Origin of the sequence: Bacillus sp. FSL R5-0443 (assembly GCF_038608285.1) — a bacterium.
GTDB classification, from domain to species: domain Bacteria; phylum Bacillota; class Bacilli; order Bacillales; family Bacillaceae; genus Bacillus; species Bacillus velezensis.
The window spans coordinates 708,773-726,662 of record NZ_CP152013.1 but is presented as its reverse complement, the minus strand read 5'-3'; the positions used below and the strand labels follow the sequence as shown (position 1 = coordinate 726,662).

The following is a 17,890-nucleotide window of genomic DNA, read 5'->3' as shown; positions in this document are numbered from 1 at the left end:
TCTCTCACCTCTGTTTCTGTTACTTTTGAAAAAAGGCTTTATACCATTCGATCGTTTTTTCCAATCCTTCATCAATGGTATGCGCGGGTGTCCAATTCAGAAGCTTCCTCGCCTTTTCCGCCGATAAATATTGGTGCTTGATTTCATGGCTTCCCTGGTTGAGCACTTTCGGCTTGAGGTCACTGTCCATGGCCTTAAGAATTTTTTCTACAAGCTCCAGCACCGTCAGCTGAATCTCATTGCTGAAGTTGAACGCTTCTCCCGCAAGATTGAGCTCCTCCATCTTTTCCGCCAGCAAAAGGTATGCCTCGACCGCATCCTCGATGTAAAAATAATCACGGATAAATGTGCCGTCGCTGCGGATTTCCGGCGCTTCACCGTTCAGCACGAGCTGAATCGTCTGCGGAATAATCCGGTTGAAGTTCAAATCTCCGCCGCCGTACAAGTTGCCGCAGCGCGTAATACAGACCGGAAGTCCGTACGTATTAAAATATGTGTGGCTTAACAAATCGGCACAGCTTTTTGATACGTCATACGGATGTTTGCCCTGAAGAGGCATGTTTTCATCGTATGGCAGTGTCGGCTGGTCGCCGTACGCTTTATCACTGGACGCGACGATCACCCGCTTGATGAGCGGATGCCTGCGGCACGCTTCAAGGATGTTCCATGTGCCGAGAATATTGGCTTCAAATGTGGAAATCGGATTGCGGTTTGCGACGCCGACGATCGCCTGAGCGGCTAAATGAAAGACCGTGTCAATTTCATATTCGCCCAGCGCCCGCTCAATCACATCCAGATCTTCAAGCGCGCCCTGCACGATATTCATTTGCTTCACTTGTTCTCCCTGATACAGGTTCGACTTGGGCACAGTGTCACGGACAAGTCCCGTCACATTGGCCCCCTGATCGATCAGTTCCTTCACCAAGCAGCTTCCTAAAAGACCTGTACATCCCGTCACAAACACATTTTTATTTTTCCAGAAACTCAAACTTGATCACCATACCTTCCATACATGTTGTCCCCGGTCCCACATCTTGTTGATTTCCAGCAGGTTTTTATACGTATCGATCGCCGTCCAGAAACCGTAATGCCGGTATACCGCCAATTCGCCGTCTTTCGCCAGCTCCTTCAGCGGTTCTTCTTCAAACATGACATCCCTGTCTTTCGGCAGATAATCAAATACCTTCGGGCTGAGCACGAAAAATCCGCCGTTGATGATGCCGTCACTTGAGGTTTTTTCAGAAAAGCTTTTCGCCATACCGTCTTCAACCGTCAGCGTTCCGAATTGCGAGGTCTTTTCTATACCGGTGACGGTCACCGCAGCCCCTTTTGATTGATGATAGCTGATCAGATGAAACAGGTTGATGTTGGCCAGTCCGTCCCCGTACGTCATAAGAAAGGTTTCATCACCGATGATGTCCTTCGCCTGTAAAAGCCGCCCCGCTGTCTGCGTGTGTTCCCCCGTGTCTAAAAAAGTGATTTTCCACGGCTCGGATTTTCCCAATATCCGCACTTCTCCGGTAGAGCTGTCCAGCGTCATGCTGTGATTCTTCCAGTCATAATCTAAGAAATATTCCTTAATCATCTCTCCTTTGAAACCAAGAAGCAGGATAAATTCGTTCACGCCATAGTATTGATAGAGTTTCATAATATGCCATAGAATCGGTTTGCCGCCTATCATGGCGAGCGGTTTGGGACGTTCATTGGTGATTTCGCTCATTCTCGTTCCTTTTCCGCCGCAGAGAATGACTGCTTTCATCTCTACCCCTCTTCTCTGTGAATATTGGATTCGAAACCGCCCGTATAAGAGAAACCAACCCGATAATTTGTCCGATTCTCTATCACCGGTTTCAAAATCTACTGTAAGATATGAGAGATTGGCGCCCTTTGTGACCAAAAGCTCTCTCTTTTTTCAGATTGGTGAAGATACACACAAAAAAAGAGCCTTACGGAAATTCCGTAAGGCTCTTTCTATTATTTATTATCCTGATTCAGCTTTTCTTTGCCGTAATGATATTTAGACGGATCAACCGGCGTAAAGTCGCTCAATTTGTGGAATCTGAGCAAGTCTTTGTACATCACGCTGTCAGACAGCTTCAGCTGCTCTGTGACTCTGGCTTTCAGGTTTTTCGTTTCCTGATTGCCTTTCAGTTCTTTTCCTGTCTTCGTATCGTATACGACATTGGAGATGGAAGTATATTTCGGCGTGACGTAATCTCCGTTACGGAACGTCACCGTATCATCATGGTCTTTCGAGAAGAGATCGGTGCCGAAATTAATATATTTCTTAGAATCGATGCCTTCCAAGTGAAGGATCGTCGGCACAACGTCCATTTCACCGCCGTACGTATGGTTCACCCCGCCTTTTTTGCCGGGGATGCGAAGCATAAGCGGCACACGCTGATTCTGCGCGTTTTGATAAGGCGTAATTTCTTTGCCGAGAATTTCTTTCATCGCGCGGTTATGGTTTTCAGAGATTCCGTAATGGTCTCCGTAAAGCATAATCACCGAGTTGTCATATAAACCGGATGACTTCAGGTCTTTAAAGAACTGTTCAAGCGCCTCGTCGAGATAACGCGCCGTCTGGAAATAGTCATCCACAGTCGCGTCGCCCGTTTTCGCTTTTTCGATCGTTGCGTCTTTTTCATCAAGCGTAAACGGATAATGGTTCGTCAGCGTGAGCAAATGCGCGTAGAACGGCTGTTTCAGCGATTGAAGCTTCGGAATGGATTCTTTGAAGAATGGTTTATCCTTCAGTCCCATATTGACAAGGTTGTCATCAGACATATCGTATGTGCTGGCGTCAAAGAATTTATCGTAGCCGATATGTTTGTAAATCTGGTCACGGTTCCAGAATGATTTGTAGTCACCGTGTAAAACGGCGCTTGTATAGCCCTCACTTTGGTCAAGGATGGCAGGAAGCGATTGATACGTGTTTTCCCCTTTTGTCACGAAGGCTGATCCTTCAGGCAGTCCGAACAGGCTGTTATCCATCATCAGCTCGGCGTCAGATGTTTTACCTTGGCCCGTTTGGTGGAAAAAGTTATCAAAGTACGTCATGTCCTCTCCACCGCGGGCGAGTTTATTCAGGAACGGCGTGACTTCTTTTCCGTCAAGTTTGTAGTTGATCAAAAACGATTGGAAGCTCTCCAGGTGAATCTTAATGATGTTTTTGCCTTTGGCCTTGCCGAAATACTCGGCGTTCGGCTTCGCATAATGCGACGATGTGTAGTTTTCAACGCTCGTCAGGTCATCGCTGCTGGCATATGCCCGCTGTGATTCCGTCTGCGCCGTCTGTACGCCGTCATAAATTGTGTAATTATAAAGGCCTAAGTATTTTACAATGTAATTGCGGTCAAACGTTCTTGTCAGCAGCTCCGGGCGGTCCTCTTCGGCAATCGCCAGGTTCACGAAGAACAAAACAATACCCGTCACGATAATTAATGACGTATACCGTTTTTTCAGCTTGAATTCCTTCAGCTCACGTCTCCACACCAGAAGCGCGATTAAAATAATAATATCAACAAAGTATAAAATATCATGGCCGGACATAATGCTGAAGATGCCGTCTCCCATATTTCCCACATTACCGGATTGCTTTAAGTTCGGGAATGTCAAGAAATCATCGAAGAATCGATAGAATAGGATATTTGCATACAAAATAAACGTCATGATGAAATCAATAATCACCATGATAATCGCTGATTTGCGGCCTTTCGCAAACAATGCCAGTCCTAAAAAGAAAATGGCGCTTGAGAACGGATTGATCACAAGCAGAAACTGCTGCGTCGGACCCTTCACCCCAAGGTTGAATTCAGCATGATAGGCTAAATACGTTTTGGCCCAAAACAAAATAATAGCCAGTACAAAAAAACTAAGTCTGTAAGAAAATAATTTCTTCATGGCAACCTCTACTTTCCTAAACACTTTAAATCTGTATTCTTACTTTTTGCTTCAATTCCTGCTTTCCGAGCAAAACGAAAGCATCACACAGCCCCATAAACACACCATTTAAAAAAACGATATATTTATCATTCGTGTCATGCCCATTGAACATCTTATCCCGCCAGCCATTAGACGCAGGATATCCGTTCTTCGTTTCACATTTTTTTCTGGCATTAAAAGGTACCGTATCAGACCGGGTCTGAAAATAGGAGATACCAAATATAAGAATAACACAAACTTCTAAAAACGAACAATGAATATCAAAGACAGCCGCCCAACAGGCGGGCTGAAGTTATTGTATGCAAAGGGGTTAAAAAACTTGAAGGTTTTTTTGGCTGATGTAAAAAAAGGACTGGAGTCATCCAGTCCTTTACCTGTCAAATTATCGCTTAGACCCTAAAGATATACAAAAATGCTTTCTTCACGTTTACCTTTTGTTTTTTATAATCCAACCATGCAGCAGAGCTGGCATTTGTGACTGCTTTAACTGTTCTCCAACACTGGTCCTTAACGCGTCTTGCAAATTTCTGTTTCTCATTAGCGAAAAAAATTGTGAACTGGTTTCATCAAACCCGCCAATAAAGGAATTACCCACCTGAAATGACACCCCATGTTGTTCTTTGGTCACAACATGCAGCAGCTGTTTAAATTCTTCCAGTGTTAAAGAAGCACGATATTGATCTTTTAAATAGGCTTCTTCCTCACGAGATTGCGCTGTGTTAAGGCCCTCTCCCAAACTGTTCCTGTCCAAGTCTACAATATAGATACATGATTGATCTGATAATAGATGGATGAGTGTATTTACAATAGCAATAGGATTCTTAAAGAGTCCAAAACATAGATGTATGAATATAATGTCTTGCTTCTTAGACACATATTGCATAATATTTTCTGCATTTGAACATATAAAAGATGCATTAATACCGAGTTTTTTTGCTGAAGAAATTGCTTGGGCAGAGGAATCAATACCTGTCAGTTCGATCTTTTGAAACCGACTGTTCAAATATTGAATTACTTGCCCCTGTCCGCAACCAATATCTAATACAGAATACGGCTCTCTATTAAATTTACTGGAGTAAAACGACAGAAATGTTTCAATTGAAATACTTCTAATGGATGAGGTTTCCCTCTCATCATACCGAAAGCTCACTTTACTTTTCTCAGGATGAGAAAACCATGTTTGTGCTTGAATTCTGTTGGCTTCTGACTCTCTGACAATTGTTTCAATTTCCATATAACTGTGACACCTCCAAAGAGTTTACCACTCTGCTTGAGACATTGTCGGCGAAGATGGATTTATTTTCTTTTTGCTGACAGGACGAAAATACTGGATAGTTAAATTATGCACAATATGGAATGCAGCTGCTGATAAAAAATCAAATTGTGCAGCTATTACAGCTATTACAGTAAATACAGTCATATAGGGGGCTGACTTTACACCACCGAGGGGAATATGGAGCAGTAAGAATCCTATCGAGCTAATACACGTACACAATAAGACAGAATCAAAGAAGTATAGTTTAAATAGAAAAGGAATACAAATTCTCCATATTAATTCCTCTGAAACTGCGCATAAAGGCAGGAAAATCAATGTATCAAGTTTATTTACTTTTCTTTTAACAAATACAACGGATTTGTTTTTCCCCTTCCAGATAACATAAGGAAAAAAGAAACCTAGGGCACTAAATAATAAAACACCGTACGCATTATTGCTATGTATTAAAAAAAAGTTATCATCTAATAAGAAGATGCTACAACACATAATTCCACCAAAAACGGTGATAATATCATAACTGCGCTGCGGTGTTATATGACGAGTCAGTTTATATTCCTTAGTTCTATGCTTGATTTGATACATAACTGTTAGCTTTGAAACATAGGGACCCATCAAATGAATCAGGATCCCTATAAAGATGCATGCCCTTAACTCCATCATGTTCCTGCAACTAAAGTATATATAGGGGCATCGTCTACTCCATTATGGCCACCAATAAGATCCATGAGCTCATCATCTATAAACCCTCCGTATGGACGGCTCTGGATACATTGGGCTGTGGCCAATAAAATCATATTCTGCATCAGATGACCCGCTTCAATAAATATAAATCGATATGAACGATGGCCATATTTAAACCTTGACCTCCAAAAGCTAGCCGATATGATTACAGCGAAAGAAAAGTCCTTTACAGCTTCTTCTTGTAACATTATTCTTCCGAAATCCTCTTCAGAGTACTCACCTAGATGAACTAGGCTCTTACGATAAGGATCAAAGTGATATAGACCTTTTTCCAAAGAATCCACCTTGTTGCTAACAACGTACAGATCCAACGGATAAAGAGCTCCGCCAGAAGGAATAGGGCGTCTAGGACCTTCAGGGCGCTCTATTAATCCATAACTACCCTGCAGAATGGTAGAAAGCTGTGCTAATGTTGTACTACCACCGTTAAACTGTTCGATACTTCTCCTATTTTGAATAACTTCATCTAATGATACACTTGTCCTCAATGGGGAAGGTAATGTAATCAATGGCAAGTCATCAAATCGTTTACCTGCATGAGTAGCGATCTTCTGTAATGTTGCAGATCTCATTAGGCCTGCTACTCCTGGCGCGTCCCACGCCATAGAGCTTCGATAAACTTTCGAAGCCTCAAACCAGTTCTCAGAAGGATCATCAAATCTTAGTTTTTCATTGCCATAGACTACATCAACCAAATTAGTGGCATGCCTTTCAATCTCTTTCATTTCGTTAACCCCTTTCACCTTAGTATTTATGGGAATGGATGAGGTACTGGATTAAGTGTTTCGATTGTAAACGGGTCTGGTACTAACCCTAAATCGTAAGAATGTCGTAATATACGTTCTCCACCCAACATTCTTCCCCTGTAAAGGACATCTATAGGTTTAAACCCTGGAATGATGGACTTTACTACATAAGCTCCGGCATCTTTTATATCAGGACTTGTTAAATCAAATGTAGCCACTTTGAAACCTTTTTCATATAGGTGATCATTTAGACTATTCCAAAGTACATCAGGAGAACTATCATCGAATGACTTAAATTGGTTAACATCAACTAAAGTGCTGTTACTTGTAAGGAAATCAGCTTCCTTGACGATATCGGTTCCTGCGTAAAGCTTAATATGGTCCTCAAAACTATTGATATCCCTATTAAAATCCGCATTCACTAATGCGTTACCTAAACGTTGTTCCGTCTTGACCCAAGTTCTTGTATACATACCTTCAATTGCTGCCTTTTCACAAGCCCTTTCTATTGAATAGGAGGAGGCGGCTCCAATTGCAAAAGGGGCTAAATTCGTATGAGGATTTCTGACAACTGCTAGCACAGAAGGAATACCTGAAAATACAGTCATATCAACTAAGTGCAGCCGCAATGATGTTGGTTTAATATATCTTTCATAAAAGCGTTTTAATCTCGGAGAAGAATTCACATCAATCTGGGGCAAGCTCAGCTTGTTATACCAGGTAAGCATAAAAGCATCCCGTTCAATCGTTTCAAATAAACCTGAAATTGCTGCTTCTACAAAGGTAATTCCGCAAGCAAGACCATTACTTGTAGCATGACCTATATTAGTGTCCCCAGGCCATTCCGTATGATTGGCGATATGGATTAGTTGCCCTGGGGTCCATACCTCCTCATTTGTTTTAGCATATGTCCCTTTTCTCCACCACAGCTTAGTATTTTCATTCCAAACTTCATGAGGAAATATAGGATCTTTGAATTGAGTTGGAGCGTACAATTCCCAATCTTTATATCCAATGAAACGCTTATTCTCCTTCTCTAATTCCTTTTGTGATCCAAAACATACAACATCAGAATCAAATGGAAGATAAGCTGCACTATATCTTTCCACCGTTTCCCCAATAGCAGCTAGTCTTGCCGCAGCCGCATTATCCGATCCGCCTCCATTATAAGAATTAGAGGGGACTCCGAATAAAATTTTACTGTCTGTCCCATGAGCACCGTACGAGTGTCCCCAAACGTCATCTACATCGCGTAATTTCCGATACTCTCTTCTCACTATACCTACATATGGATCAGCAAGACTATCAAGGACTTTCCATGAATCTTCTAATGTCGTCCATTTACTCACCATAATTATTTGGCCACCTCGCCGTGATACCATACTTGAGGAAACCCTGTGTCAGCGGCAGGAGAACACTTTTGGCATCTCGGTACTCTATATACACGATGGTTATCAACTGAAACTCCCCTGTCATCCAAATTGACAGTTATAAAACCACCTGGAACGGCGCTTGGTGCATAGTCTCTTAGTGTAATCCACTCTGTGACAAGATTATTCGCTATTCCTGCCTGTACCAAATGAACTGGCTGATTATATACCGGTTGTTTCGCAGCGTTGACTGGCTTGACCTTCATCAATTCTGAACGAAATACCTCATCTGAAAAGTTTGCTGATTTACGTAGGTTATAACAATGGAGACATGCAGACTTGTGCGGGATGAAAAATGGACCAACCCAAGCTGTCTGACCATCGTATGGAATAACACACAACCAAGGGACATGATCTTCTAATGACTGATCATTTACTTGTTCTAACAGCGGGTCCAAATGTGAAGCTGCTACAGCAATACGTATCGAAGGCTTCCCATTATCCGGTTTTTCTTTCCAATCTATGTTTAATCCTGTTTCCTGCAAGCTATTAGTAAGGGTTATTGCTAGGTTATTTTCCCCATGTGCTACAACTTCCACTATGCTTGTCTTTAATCTATGTAAGATCTGGTTGACTTCCACTTGCCCCCCTGCCCTCTCATATGCCAAAAAAGCAGTCATGTCAAAATTAGAAGTAGATTGTATACACAATCCGTTCGTCACCAGGAAATCGAAGACGTTTCTTAACTGATCTTTCTCTAGGTTGAACCTTTGGTGCAGTTCTTCAATTGAGACTCCATTCTCACATACAAGATATTCTGAAATTGCCTCAAAGAATTCAACGATTCCTTCTCCATCAACTTTTGTAATGGATTGTGCTTTAAAGCTTAACAGGCTTCCTTCCAATTCTCCCAAAGTAATATGAGGAGATAATTTGAACCTTACAACCGTTTGAATAGATTGAGTTTGTTGAGACATCTGTATTCCTCCTTAATTAATTTGTTTATTTTCAAATAATTGAGCTGCATTTGGCGGATGCCCAATTATCTGTTCCAGAATATTAGTAGTTGGTTCTAGTCGGTCATCGGAAGACAGTATCTGATATTCTACCAACCATTCTATTAGATCCAGTGGCATGTTATTTTGCATCAGCATCCTAATCGCTTCCTCTTTATTTTTACATTGTAAATCTATCTGCATTTCCAAATCTTGTTCAAATATATCTTTGAGTCTTTCCATACTAATAACTTCCGCTCCGGTTAGGTCAAAGGCTTTCCCTGCGCGAACATTTACATCTTTTTTTGAGATTAAGCATGCAGATGCAACATCTTGAGTGGAAATCCAATTTACGCCTACCGGAGAAAAAGCAGTGAGCAGTATTCCTGTGGCTGCTGCCCATCCTCTGTACAACTCGATTCCGATATCCAAAGGGGATGTTCTGTATAAAATACTTTTTTTATATTTTTGTAGTAACTCTGTTTCCACGTAACCCAATTCATCATTCAAATTATATCTCCGGTTTGAAAGTATGATTGTTTCAGCATCCAAGTCAAAAGAGTTGATGAAAGAATCACTTTCGTACTTTATTAATCCGCCTAAATCTACAATCTGCAGTGGATAATCATGGAGCTCAGCCGCCTTATCCTCCAATATTTGTTTCAGGGGTTCCCTAACTCCCATGTAGTGAATTTTCACGTCTAATACCTCCTAGTCAATAATCTCACTCGATCAATCTCATGATTTGTCATCAGAAAGATAAGCAAAAAAGTTAATATAACCAATTAATACTTAATATGGAAATCATAAATTTGATAATCACCGTGAATAAATGTCTTAACAAAAGATGGTTGAACCATAAAAGTTAGGACAGTGCAGCAGCAAATAGAAAACAGCATACAAGATTAAGTTAGTTAGGATCAGAAGTTAAATACCTTTCTTAAAGTAAACAAAGGATGGTGTCTTGAGAAAACAAATAAGTTAATAACGTATTACTTCCTCCTACTTTAGATCGCCAGGGGCGGCCTGGTTCATCTCTCTGTGCGACAAAATAATACAGGGAGTTACGAATTCACAAATATCATTAAATCAATTATTGATTTTGTAATACTATCTGAAGAAGCTTCTGAAGAATGCTGAGGTAATACAAAGAAGAGTAAATCTTTCGTAGGTGACACCAGAATCATTACAATACCAATGGGGTACAAGAAACCCTTAGTAAATTAAGCTTTATTCTAAGCAGTCGGGCAGTCACCCCTTTTGTCCAACAGACAAAGCTCAAGCTTCCTTGAAGTTTGACATTTCCTGTTAAGAATCCACCCAAAGCCCCGATCAGCCTATGCGATTCGCCTGAATTAGCTTAGCTTTAACTTCAAACAACGTTTCCTTTTTCCTAACAAGTTGGGTTATTCCGCTTAAAAAATAGTATTTATTCCCATAACCCTATTAAAACACATACTTTCCCTCTGATCAAATACAAAATTCAGAATTATTAATTTCATTTTTAACTAAATTTAGAGTGATTCAGCTTCTTAAACCAAATTGCTCATTATAAATTCATTATCTATATCACAAAAAATTACATATTTGGGTTGACAATACTGTCCATATAAATCACAATATGGTACATATCGGTAAATTCTTTGTCGATAAATTTTATGGAGGAGGTAACAATTATGACTCAAATTAAAGTGCCAACTGCTCTTATTGCAAGTGTACACGGAGAAGGTCAACATTTATTCGAGCCAATGGCTGCACGCTGTACCTGTACCACAATCATCTCTAGTTCATCTACGTTTTAACCTCTAAGACAAATAGACCAATAAGATGATTCTTATTGGTCTATGCTTCTTTATATTAAATTTAAATTAATTCTACTGAATGTAATGAAGTCCCCTCTTCTTGCAGTATACGGTATGTTGTTTTATCCATTTTGCCTCCTGTAATTTTAACGTTTGCAATATCACAAGATTCAAACCGAATATTAATTAGATTGCAGTTCGTAAAGGATACTTTCTTTAGATAGCAGTTCTTGAAGAACGTATGCAGGATGGAGGTATCTGTAAAATTGACTTTTGGGAGGTGACAACCGGTATAAAGCATATACTCAAGTTTACATGTGTCATAATTTGACTGGCTGAGATCACTTTTTTTAAATGTCGATTCTATGATGGCGGAGTCTTTACATGAGAAATTCTTGAAGTAGCAGTTTTTGAAGACAGAGTGTTCGACATCGATATTCTGAAGAGTTGCACTTTTAAAGTCACTGAGATAGTACTCGGCATTTACCGGCTCAAAATCCTCCGTTTTTTGCAAATTCTTATTTATAAACGTCTTTTTTTTGAGTTTTAATACATTGGATTTATCTATATTCAGGTCACTGGTATCGACCGCCAAGCTTTTGGATTCTATTTCGCGTATAAGCAACTTCTCAATATCCAGCTTTGTCATACCCTCTGCTTCCAGGCTAATACTTCTATCATGAAGCTTAGTTAAAAGCTCCGTTTTTTTTCTGCTCAGTAACGAATTTCTTTCGTACTTTTTAAATAGAGCCTCGACATACAGTTTTAGTTTTTCACTTATCATTTCCCGCTCTCCTTTTAGTCCCAGCTGCGTTTTAATGACCCATTCTTCAGCGGTCTAGTTTCTTGCCATTTTAATGTAATGCCGGTATCCAATTAGAGAAACTATAAATCCCAGTATTGTATAGCTCAGTACAACAAGGGTTACCCATATTAGACTTTCTCCTCCCGATATCGTCGAGACCGATTGAATTAACCCTTGATGCGCCCAGTACTGCGGAAAGAGCATTCCAATAGTTTGAAGATAGCTTGGTAATTGATCATAAGGGGTCCATAAACCACATACAACAGCGGTACCTAATGCAATCACATTTGTCATGACCAAACCGGTATTTTCAGTCTTTGCAAAGACTGAAATGGCAACTCCCCAGGATGTAACCAGTAAAGATATCAACACAACAACCCACAGATACGCCGGAAAATTATTAATTTCAATATCATACAGAAATATTCCTAAAACAGAAAGGAGAAGAATTTGCATAAAAGTTATGACTAAAAAAGGGATACTTTTTCCTAAGAAGAAGTTATAAGGCTTTAAAGGGGTACTTGCCAGTCTTGATACAATTCCTTTTTCCCGATCCTTTACAAAACTTATAACGATGGAGATAATAATGAATGTAGAAAAGAATACGCTCATACCGGTTACAGATTGTGAAGCTACTAAAGTTTTGTTTGTACTGTCTGTCGTAAATAGCTCAATCAGCAATATGATGGACACAATAGGTAATATAATCGTCCAAAAAAACAGAGACTTATCCTTTAACTGTTTTAGCGTTTCAATTTGAGCGAGCGGTAACATGATAAATTCCCCCTTTATTCTTCATCACGCAAATCAGTGCCGGTAAGTTTAAAGAATACATCTTCTAATTTTGGCTTATATAAAAACAACTGATGAGGCACAATATTGTTTTCCTTACTGACGCTAATTAAGCGCTCCATGGTTTCTAAAGGTTTTTTGGTTTTTATTATCAGCCCTGAATTAACGACTGAAAACTCAAAACCATGGCTCTTTATTAATTCATGAGACAATGAGGAGTTAAACATAATAGATGATTCTTCATGTCGTTTAAGCAGTTCATTTATTTCTCCTTCATCGATAATCTGCCCTCTGTCGATAAAAGCTACATAGTCACAAAGAGTTTCAATCTCTTCCATGTAATGGCTCACATAAATAATGGTTTTACCGGCTTTTTTGAGTCGATTTACGATGTTAAAAATGTAGCGGCGTGATTGCGGATCCACGCCTACCGTCGGCTCATCTAGAATAATTAAGTCTGGATCGTGCATTAATGCACACCCGATATTTAAACGGCGCTTCATTCCTCCGGAAAAGTTCTCCACAACGTCGTTTGTCCTTTCTGACAACCCGATATCTTCTAACAGTTTTTTTGTTGTTTGCTTTAGTTTTAAGCCATTCAGTCCATGTACCTTTCCGAAAAATTCCATATTGGTCTTTGCGGTTAATTTTTCTTCAAGGCTGATATCCTGTGGAACATAACCCAATCTGCCATTTTCATTACCGACAAATTCAACCTTACCGTCATATTCCCGGATGATGCGTGAGATGATCTTAATTAAGGTAGATTTGCCGGATCCGTTCGGTCCAACAAGTCCATAGCAGACTCCTTTCGGAATTGTTAAAGCCACATTGTCCAAAGCCAGAGTCGTGCCATAGCGCTTACTTATATGTTCAACTTGCAGCATTTACACCATTCCCCCACTGTTATTTATTTTAAATATGGATTCAATTGTATTAATGTACTCCTTGTAGGCTGCTTTCCCTTCTTTCGTAATCTGAACAATAGTCTTCGGCTTTTTGGATACGAACTTCTTGGTTAGTTCTATATAAGCTGCATCTTCTAACTTTTTCAGATGCGAACCTAAATTCCCATCTGTGATGTCTAATGACTTTTTCAGGAAAGTAAAATCACATTGATCATAAGTCATCAGTAAACTCATAATTCCCAACCGTACTTTGGCATGTATTAAATCATTGATATTGTTAACATTACTCATTTCCTTGCCCTTTTCTTTTCAAAATCATTCCTGTAAGTAATAGGCTGCCTCCGCCAATAAATGCAAAAACAATATTCATTGCATTAGGAAGTAAGCAGAATGTAAGCATACCGAGTATGCTCAGCCAAAATCCCATAACAAAAATCTCTTTTGTTAACACGATGCCTAAGAATATGTACATAATAGACACCATTAACACAATCAAAAACGATAGAAATTCTCCTGTTCGCGGCAATAATCCCATTAAAATCAGGAAAACAAAAATGCATACCATTAATATGAATCCAATCCATGCATATTTTAATTGATTCTTTAAGAAAGTGGGCATGGGATCAAATTGTTTCTGCTTAAGATATGTCTTCAAAGTCAGTATCCACCCTAATACTGCCAGTATTAACCAGACACAAGCAAGGACTACAGAAGGTACCTTACATAAAGAAACGGAGTACGCAATAATCCATATACAGCCCCAAATAATGAAATATGGACTGGTTTGCCTTGAGTACTCAGTCTTGTAGTTCGTTAAGACTTTGATATGAGATAAGTTTTCAGCTATCTCTGATTCACGAAAATTCTGATTTGACATAAAACAGGCTCCTCTTTTTACAAAGTACTTTGTGAAACAGAGTATATTCTAATTCCATATATTTGTAAAGAGGTTTTATCCAAAATAGGCGCAACTATTTAGTCTTGGAAACAGCAGATGGGACTCTTGGCGCTGATATCCTTCCACCACTGTGAGCCATCCTTATCTTGTTATAAGATCTCCCAACAAAGCCTTCAGATTGCTGACAAACCGAATGTATATCGATTGGAAAGCAATTCATTTTCTTGAAGGAAAAAGGACTGGAGTCATCCAGTCCTTTACATCAAATCGGTCAAATCCCCGCCCAAACATCTTTTGCGTAAATGCCTTTTGTCTGGAGGTCCAAAAGCCATTCTTGCGCTTGCCGTTCGTCTGTTTCGTGGACCGACTGATACGCTTTTTGCAGCGTTGCCTCTACATCGGGCGCCATTTTGCTGCCGTCGCCGCATACGTAGAGGTGCCCTCCCCGGCCGAGGATGGAAATTAAAGCGCCGGCGTCTTTCGCCATTAAGTGCTGCACATACGTTTTCGGTACGCCTTCTTTGCGGGAGAAAGCCGTATGAAGCGTCACGATTCCGTCTTTTTCATAAGCTTCAAGCTCGTCACGGTAAATAAAATCATGATCGTTTCTGCATCCGAAATACAGATGAGCCTCCCCCAGCTCTTTTCCTTCTTTTTTTAACGCCGCCCGGGCCTGCAGAAACCCGCGGAACGGGGCGACTCCTGTGCCGGGACCGACCATAATAATCGGTTTTTCCGGATCTTCCGGCAGCCGGAATCGTGTTTCCGGAGTGCGGACAAACATCACGATACCATCCTCAGGGCCGCGGTCCGCTAAATAATTCGAAGCGACTCCGCGATACTCACCCAAACCGCTCCGGGCGGGGCCGCGAACGACGCCGACGGTAATTGAAGCCTGCCCGGGATGTTTCCGGGGCGAACTTGAAATCGAATAATACCGCGGCTTCAACGGGCGCAAAAGCTCCAGAAATCGCTCAAACGGAAGTTCACACGCTTCATATTTTTCAAGGAGATCGAGCATCGAGACGCGCGATGTTAAGATTTGCTCCTGATAGACGCCCTCCTCAAGAAAATCTTCCAATTCCCGTTTGTGCGGCGGGCAGACCGTATAAGCGGCCATTTCCCGGATTTGAGCCCTTGATGCCGCTTCCTGCAATTCGACACAGCTGCTCAGAAGATCATGCAGCCTGACCGGCCGATCGAGCGGGAGATGAGCCGCGCTCTGTCCGCTGGCCGTCAGCAGCACTTGATCATTCCCGTTCAGATTGAACCGGCGGAGAACACGGCTGACCTGCTCTTTGCTGTTTACCGGCAGCACGCCGAGATGATCCCCTTCATGATAGGCAGCCTCTTTCGGCAGAGTGATTTCGATATGCCTTGTGCTCCGGCCGCTTTCCGGCGCCTGAAGTTCCCTGTTTTCCGCAACGGATGCGTAAACCGCTTCATACGTCTGTGCCAAAGGAGACCCGCCAAGCCCGCTGACAAATTGAAGGCCCAGCGCACTTCGCTCTTTTTCGGCATTTTCATTCAGCTTGAGACCGAATGCCTTCATGGCGTCCGTCCACATGCTTTTTTTCCATTCATCAAGCTTTCCTTCAAAATCGCCGCTGACGTCCCCCTCGCCTCGGGAGGAAAAGCGTTCCGCCCCTTTTTCGGCAAGCTTCTCATCAATAAGCCTCGGTACAGCCTGATATGTCGCCGCCCAGTTATGATCACCGCAGCCGAAGACGGCATATCGGACGCCTTCCAGTTCCCCGGGTTTGACTTCTTCAAGCCATTGAACGAATTGTCCCGCGTTGCTCGGAGGCTTTCCGTTATAAGAGGACGTAATAATCAAGAGAGCTCCTTCTTTCGGCAGTTGTCCGATCCGGTCATTTAAAGGCGCCGTTTCAGTCCGGACGCCGTGCATCCCGGCAGTATCGGCAAGCTCCCGCGCCACGCCTTCTGCGGTTCCCGTATCTGAGCCGTACAGAATCAGAAGCGGTCGGTTATCAAGCCCGATAATGGATGCGCCTTTTGTTTCCCGTTTTTCTTTTTCGACGTCTTCCGCCGCTTTTTCAGCCGCCGGGAGAGCAGCCGCCACGGCTTCTTTGTTTCTCGGCCGCACCCGGATATGAAAATCGTTGGGCTTGAGCGTTAGTGTCTGTTTAATATCGAGCTCATAATCGGTGTGATCGATAAAGGTAAAATGCTGCAGAATCATCCCCAGAACAAGAGTTGCTTCATGCAGGGCGAACTGCATACCGATACACGCCCTCTGACCGTTTCCGAACGGCTTATACGCATGGTGAGGCACTTGATCAGGATGTTCAAACCGCTCCGGATAAAATTCCTCCGCATTGTCTCCCCACGCGTCTTTATCACGGTGAAGCTGGGGAATTAAGACGGAAATTCTGTCTTTCGGCGTGATCGGATATTTCCCGCCGATCACCGTATCCTCTTTCGCATAAAGGCTGAACGCAGGCGCGGTCGGCCATAAACGCAATGACTCCTGCAAAATCATTCGGATATAAGTAAGATCCAGCACTTGTTTATATGAAGGAACGGGATCGGTCAATACCCGATCAGCTTCCTCATAGGCTTTTTCCAAAACACGAGGATGTTTCAGCAGAAAATAGATGGCAAAGGAAAGCAGGCCGCTGGTCGTTTCATGGCCGGCAATTAAAAACGTGATGATTTGGTACCGGATATTTTCATCATCAAGTTTTTCGCCCGTTTCCGGGTCTTCCACATTCAGCATTCTGGCCAGCAGATCCTTTTCATCCCGGCCGCCGTCTGACTTACGCTCTGCGATAATACTGTCTACTAACGAAAACATTGCCTGAATGTCATGATGAAATTGGCGCTTCGTCCTGATCATAAGCTTATCCTGAACATCAAGGCGCTGCATTTGGTGCATCGCTTCATCAAGGGCGCGCACCATGCTGTTGATAAACGGATGAGGCGTTTCCCTGTAATAGCTGTTAAACCGATAGTTAAAGCCGCAAAGCCCGATCGTATCGAGCGTCAGGCGGGTCATATCAGCAGGCACATCAACGGCCTCATCCGGGTTCAGCCTAGCCCATTTTTGAATCAGCTGCACCGCGATATCAGTCATCATCGAATGATAATCTTTCATCGCGCGCTGGCTGAAGGTCGGCATCAGAATATGATGCGCCTTTCGCCAGTTAGGCTCATGCGTCCAGCTTGTAAACAGCCCGTCACCGGAAAACGCCCGGACTTTCTCCAAAGCTCCTTCAATGCTTTTATCGAACCGTTCTTCATCACAAACCTCTTTCACCAGTTCATGGCCGGACACGACGATAATGGCGCCCGCCGGGGTATGCAGCTGAAAAATAGGCCCCTGCTCGTTTGCCAGTTTGATCAGCGACATTGTAGGCTTGTCTTTATCAAGCAAAGGAAGATTGCCGAGCGGGCCGAATGTCTTCGGCTGCGGAATCGGACCTATTTCCTTCATGAATAACACCCTTTCTAACACGTTGATGCGTTCCTTCCAACTACATTGCCCTTTTCACCGGCCGATTATCCGCCGTCACGGATCAATCATCGGATTGACGATCGATAACGGTTTTTTCTATACTGGAGAGGCTTGTTAAATACAGAAATAAGGTG

16 protein-coding genes are annotated in these 17,890 nt (G+C 42.1%); 1 reads left to right on the top strand and 15 read right to left on the bottom strand.

Going from position 1 to position 17,890, the window contains the following annotated elements; all coding sequences use genetic code 11:
- Positions 1–19 precede the first annotated feature (19 nt).
- The 9 genes from NYE28_RS03785 to NYE28_RS03745 form a co-directional block, all read right to left on the bottom strand.
- Entirely contained in the window at positions 20–988 is a 969-nt protein-coding gene (locus NYE28_RS03785; RefSeq protein ID WP_012117042.1) for a GDP-mannose 4,6-dehydratase, read from the bottom strand.
- A 6-nt stretch (positions 989–994) separates the two neighbouring features.
- Entirely contained in the window at positions 995–1,759 is a 765-nt protein-coding gene (locus NYE28_RS03780; protein WP_015239357.1) for a glucose-1-phosphate cytidylyltransferase, read from the bottom strand.
- A gap of 215 nt (positions 1,760–1,974) precedes the next feature.
- On the bottom strand, positions 1,975–3,903 hold the full coding sequence (locus tag NYE28_RS03775; RefSeq protein WP_003155677.1) for an LTA synthase family protein: 1,929 nt from the start codon (positions 3,901–3,903) through the stop codon (positions 1,975–1,977).
- A 469-nt stretch (positions 3,904–4,372) separates the two neighbouring features.
- On the bottom strand, positions 4,373–5,179 hold the full coding sequence (locus NYE28_RS03770; RefSeq protein ID WP_160222900.1) for a class I SAM-dependent methyltransferase: 807 nt from the start codon (positions 5,177–5,179) through the stop codon (positions 4,373–4,375).
- 24 nt (positions 5,180–5,203) lie between these two features.
- Positions 5,204–5,878 carry a CPBP family glutamic-type intramembrane protease gene (locus tag NYE28_RS03765; RefSeq protein WP_227749529.1) on the bottom strand — a complete coding sequence of 225 codons (675 nt, stop codon included), beginning with the start codon at positions 5,876–5,878 and terminating at the stop codon, positions 5,204–5,206.
- Positions 5,878–6,687 (bottom strand): SagB/ThcOx family dehydrogenase, encoded by an 810-nt coding sequence (locus tag NYE28_RS03760; protein ID WP_076425519.1) that lies wholly within the window; start codon positions 6,685–6,687, stop codon positions 5,878–5,880. Before NYE28_RS03760 ends, NYE28_RS03765 begins: the two co-directional genes overlap by 1 nt.
- A gap of 26 nt (positions 6,688–6,713) precedes the next feature.
- A complete protein-coding gene (locus tag NYE28_RS03755) occupies positions 6,714–8,060 on the bottom strand; it encodes a YcaO-like family protein (protein ID WP_015239353.1) in 1,347 nt (448 codons plus the stop codon).
- A 2-nt stretch (positions 8,061–8,062) separates the two neighbouring features.
- Positions 8,063–9,055, bottom strand: a complete 993-nt coding sequence (locus tag NYE28_RS03750; protein ID WP_076425521.1) for a TOMM precursor leader peptide-binding protein — start codon at positions 9,053–9,055, stop codon at positions 8,063–8,065.
- Positions 9,056–9,067: 12 nt separating this feature from the next.
- Positions 9,068–9,772, bottom strand: a complete 705-nt coding sequence (locus NYE28_RS03745; protein ID WP_342490301.1) for a hypothetical protein — start codon at positions 9,770–9,772, stop codon at positions 9,068–9,070.
- A gap of 977 nt (positions 9,773–10,749) precedes the next feature.
- Between NYE28_RS03745 and pznA the strand changes: the two genes are divergently transcribed.
- On the top strand, positions 10,750–10,875 hold the full coding sequence (gene pznA, locus NYE28_RS03740) for a TOMM peptide plantazolicin (protein WP_157662605.1): 126 nt from the start codon (positions 10,750–10,752) through the stop codon (positions 10,873–10,875).
- 61 nt (positions 10,876–10,936) lie between these two features.
- On the opposite strand, the gene NYE28_RS03735 is transcribed toward pznA, so the two are convergent.
- The 6 genes from NYE28_RS03735 to NYE28_RS03710 form a co-directional block, all read right to left on the bottom strand.
- Positions 10,937–11,659: a pentapeptide repeat-containing protein gene (locus NYE28_RS03735; RefSeq protein ID WP_032867541.1), complete on the bottom strand. Its 723-nt coding sequence runs from the start codon at positions 11,657–11,659 to the stop codon at positions 10,937–10,939.
- 54 nt (positions 11,660–11,713) lie between these two features.
- On the bottom strand, positions 11,714–12,454 hold the full coding sequence (locus NYE28_RS03730) for an ABC transporter permease (protein ID WP_032867543.1): 741 nt from the start codon (positions 12,452–12,454) through the stop codon (positions 11,714–11,716).
- A 14-nt stretch (positions 12,455–12,468) separates the two neighbouring features.
- Positions 12,469–13,359, bottom strand: coding sequence for an ABC transporter ATP-binding protein (locus NYE28_RS03725; protein ID WP_015239351.1), 891 nt, complete (start codon positions 13,357–13,359; stop codon positions 12,469–12,471).
- On the bottom strand, positions 13,360–13,671 hold the full coding sequence (locus tag NYE28_RS03720) for a transcriptional regulator (RefSeq protein WP_007609957.1): 312 nt from the start codon (positions 13,669–13,671) through the stop codon (positions 13,360–13,362). It lies immediately after the preceding gene.
- Positions 13,664–14,257, bottom strand: a complete 594-nt coding sequence (locus NYE28_RS03715) for a hypothetical protein (RefSeq protein WP_015239350.1) — start codon at positions 14,255–14,257, stop codon at positions 13,664–13,666. Before NYE28_RS03715 ends, NYE28_RS03720 begins: the two co-directional genes overlap by 8 nt.
- Positions 14,258–14,549: 292 nt before the next feature.
- Positions 14,550–17,735 carry a bifunctional cytochrome P450/NADPH--P450 reductase gene (locus tag NYE28_RS03710; protein ID WP_342490300.1) on the bottom strand — a complete coding sequence of 1,062 codons (3,186 nt, stop codon included), beginning with the start codon at positions 17,733–17,735 and terminating at the stop codon, positions 14,550–14,552.
- Between the last annotated feature and the right edge of the window lie 155 nt (positions 17,736–17,890).

Coding starts and splice junctions, on each gene's coding strand:
- NYE28_RS03780 (WP_015239357.1), bottom strand. CDS start 1,759: ATGAAAGCAGTCATTCTCTGCGGCGGAAAAGGAACGAGAATGAGCGAA.
- NYE28_RS03775 (WP_003155677.1), bottom strand. CDS start 3,903: ATGAAGAAATTATTTTCTTACAGACTTAGTTTTTTTGTACTGGCTATT.
- NYE28_RS03770 (WP_160222900.1), bottom strand. CDS start 5,179: ATGGAAATTGAAACAATTGTCAGAGAGTCAGAAGCCAACAGAATTCAA.
- NYE28_RS03765 (WP_227749529.1), bottom strand. CDS start 5,878: ATGGAGTTAAGGGCATGCATCTTTATAGGGATCCTGATTCATTTGATG.
- NYE28_RS03760 (WP_076425519.1), bottom strand. CDS start 6,687: ATGAAAGAGATTGAAAGGCATGCCACTAATTTGGTTGATGTAGTCTAT.
- NYE28_RS03755 (WP_015239353.1), bottom strand. CDS start 8,060: ATGGTGAGTAAATGGACGACATTAGAAGATTCATGGAAAGTCCTTGAT.
- NYE28_RS03750 (WP_076425521.1), bottom strand. CDS start 9,055: ATGTCTCAACAAACTCAATCTATTCAAACGGTTGTAAGGTTCAAATTA.
- pznA (WP_157662605.1), top strand. CDS start 10,750: ATGACTCAAATTAAAGTGCCAACTGCTCTTATTGCAAGTGTACACGGA.
- NYE28_RS03735 (WP_032867541.1), bottom strand. CDS start 11,659: ATGATAAGTGAAAAACTAAAACTGTATGTCGAGGCTCTATTTAAAAAG.
- NYE28_RS03730 (WP_032867543.1), bottom strand. CDS start 12,454: ATGTTACCGCTCGCTCAAATTGAAACGCTAAAACAGTTAAAGGATAAG.
- NYE28_RS03725 (WP_015239351.1), bottom strand. CDS start 13,359: ATGCTGCAAGTTGAACATATAAGTAAGCGCTATGGCACGACTCTGGCT.
- NYE28_RS03720 (WP_007609957.1), bottom strand. CDS start 13,671: ATGAGTAATGTTAACAATATCAATGATTTAATACATGCCAAAGTACGG.
- NYE28_RS03715 (WP_015239350.1), bottom strand. CDS start 14,257: ATGTCAAATCAGAATTTTCGTGAATCAGAGATAGCTGAAAACTTATCT.
- NYE28_RS03710 (WP_342490300.1), bottom strand. CDS start 17,735: ATGAAGGAAATAGGTCCGATTCCGCAGCCGAAGACATTCGGCCCGCTC.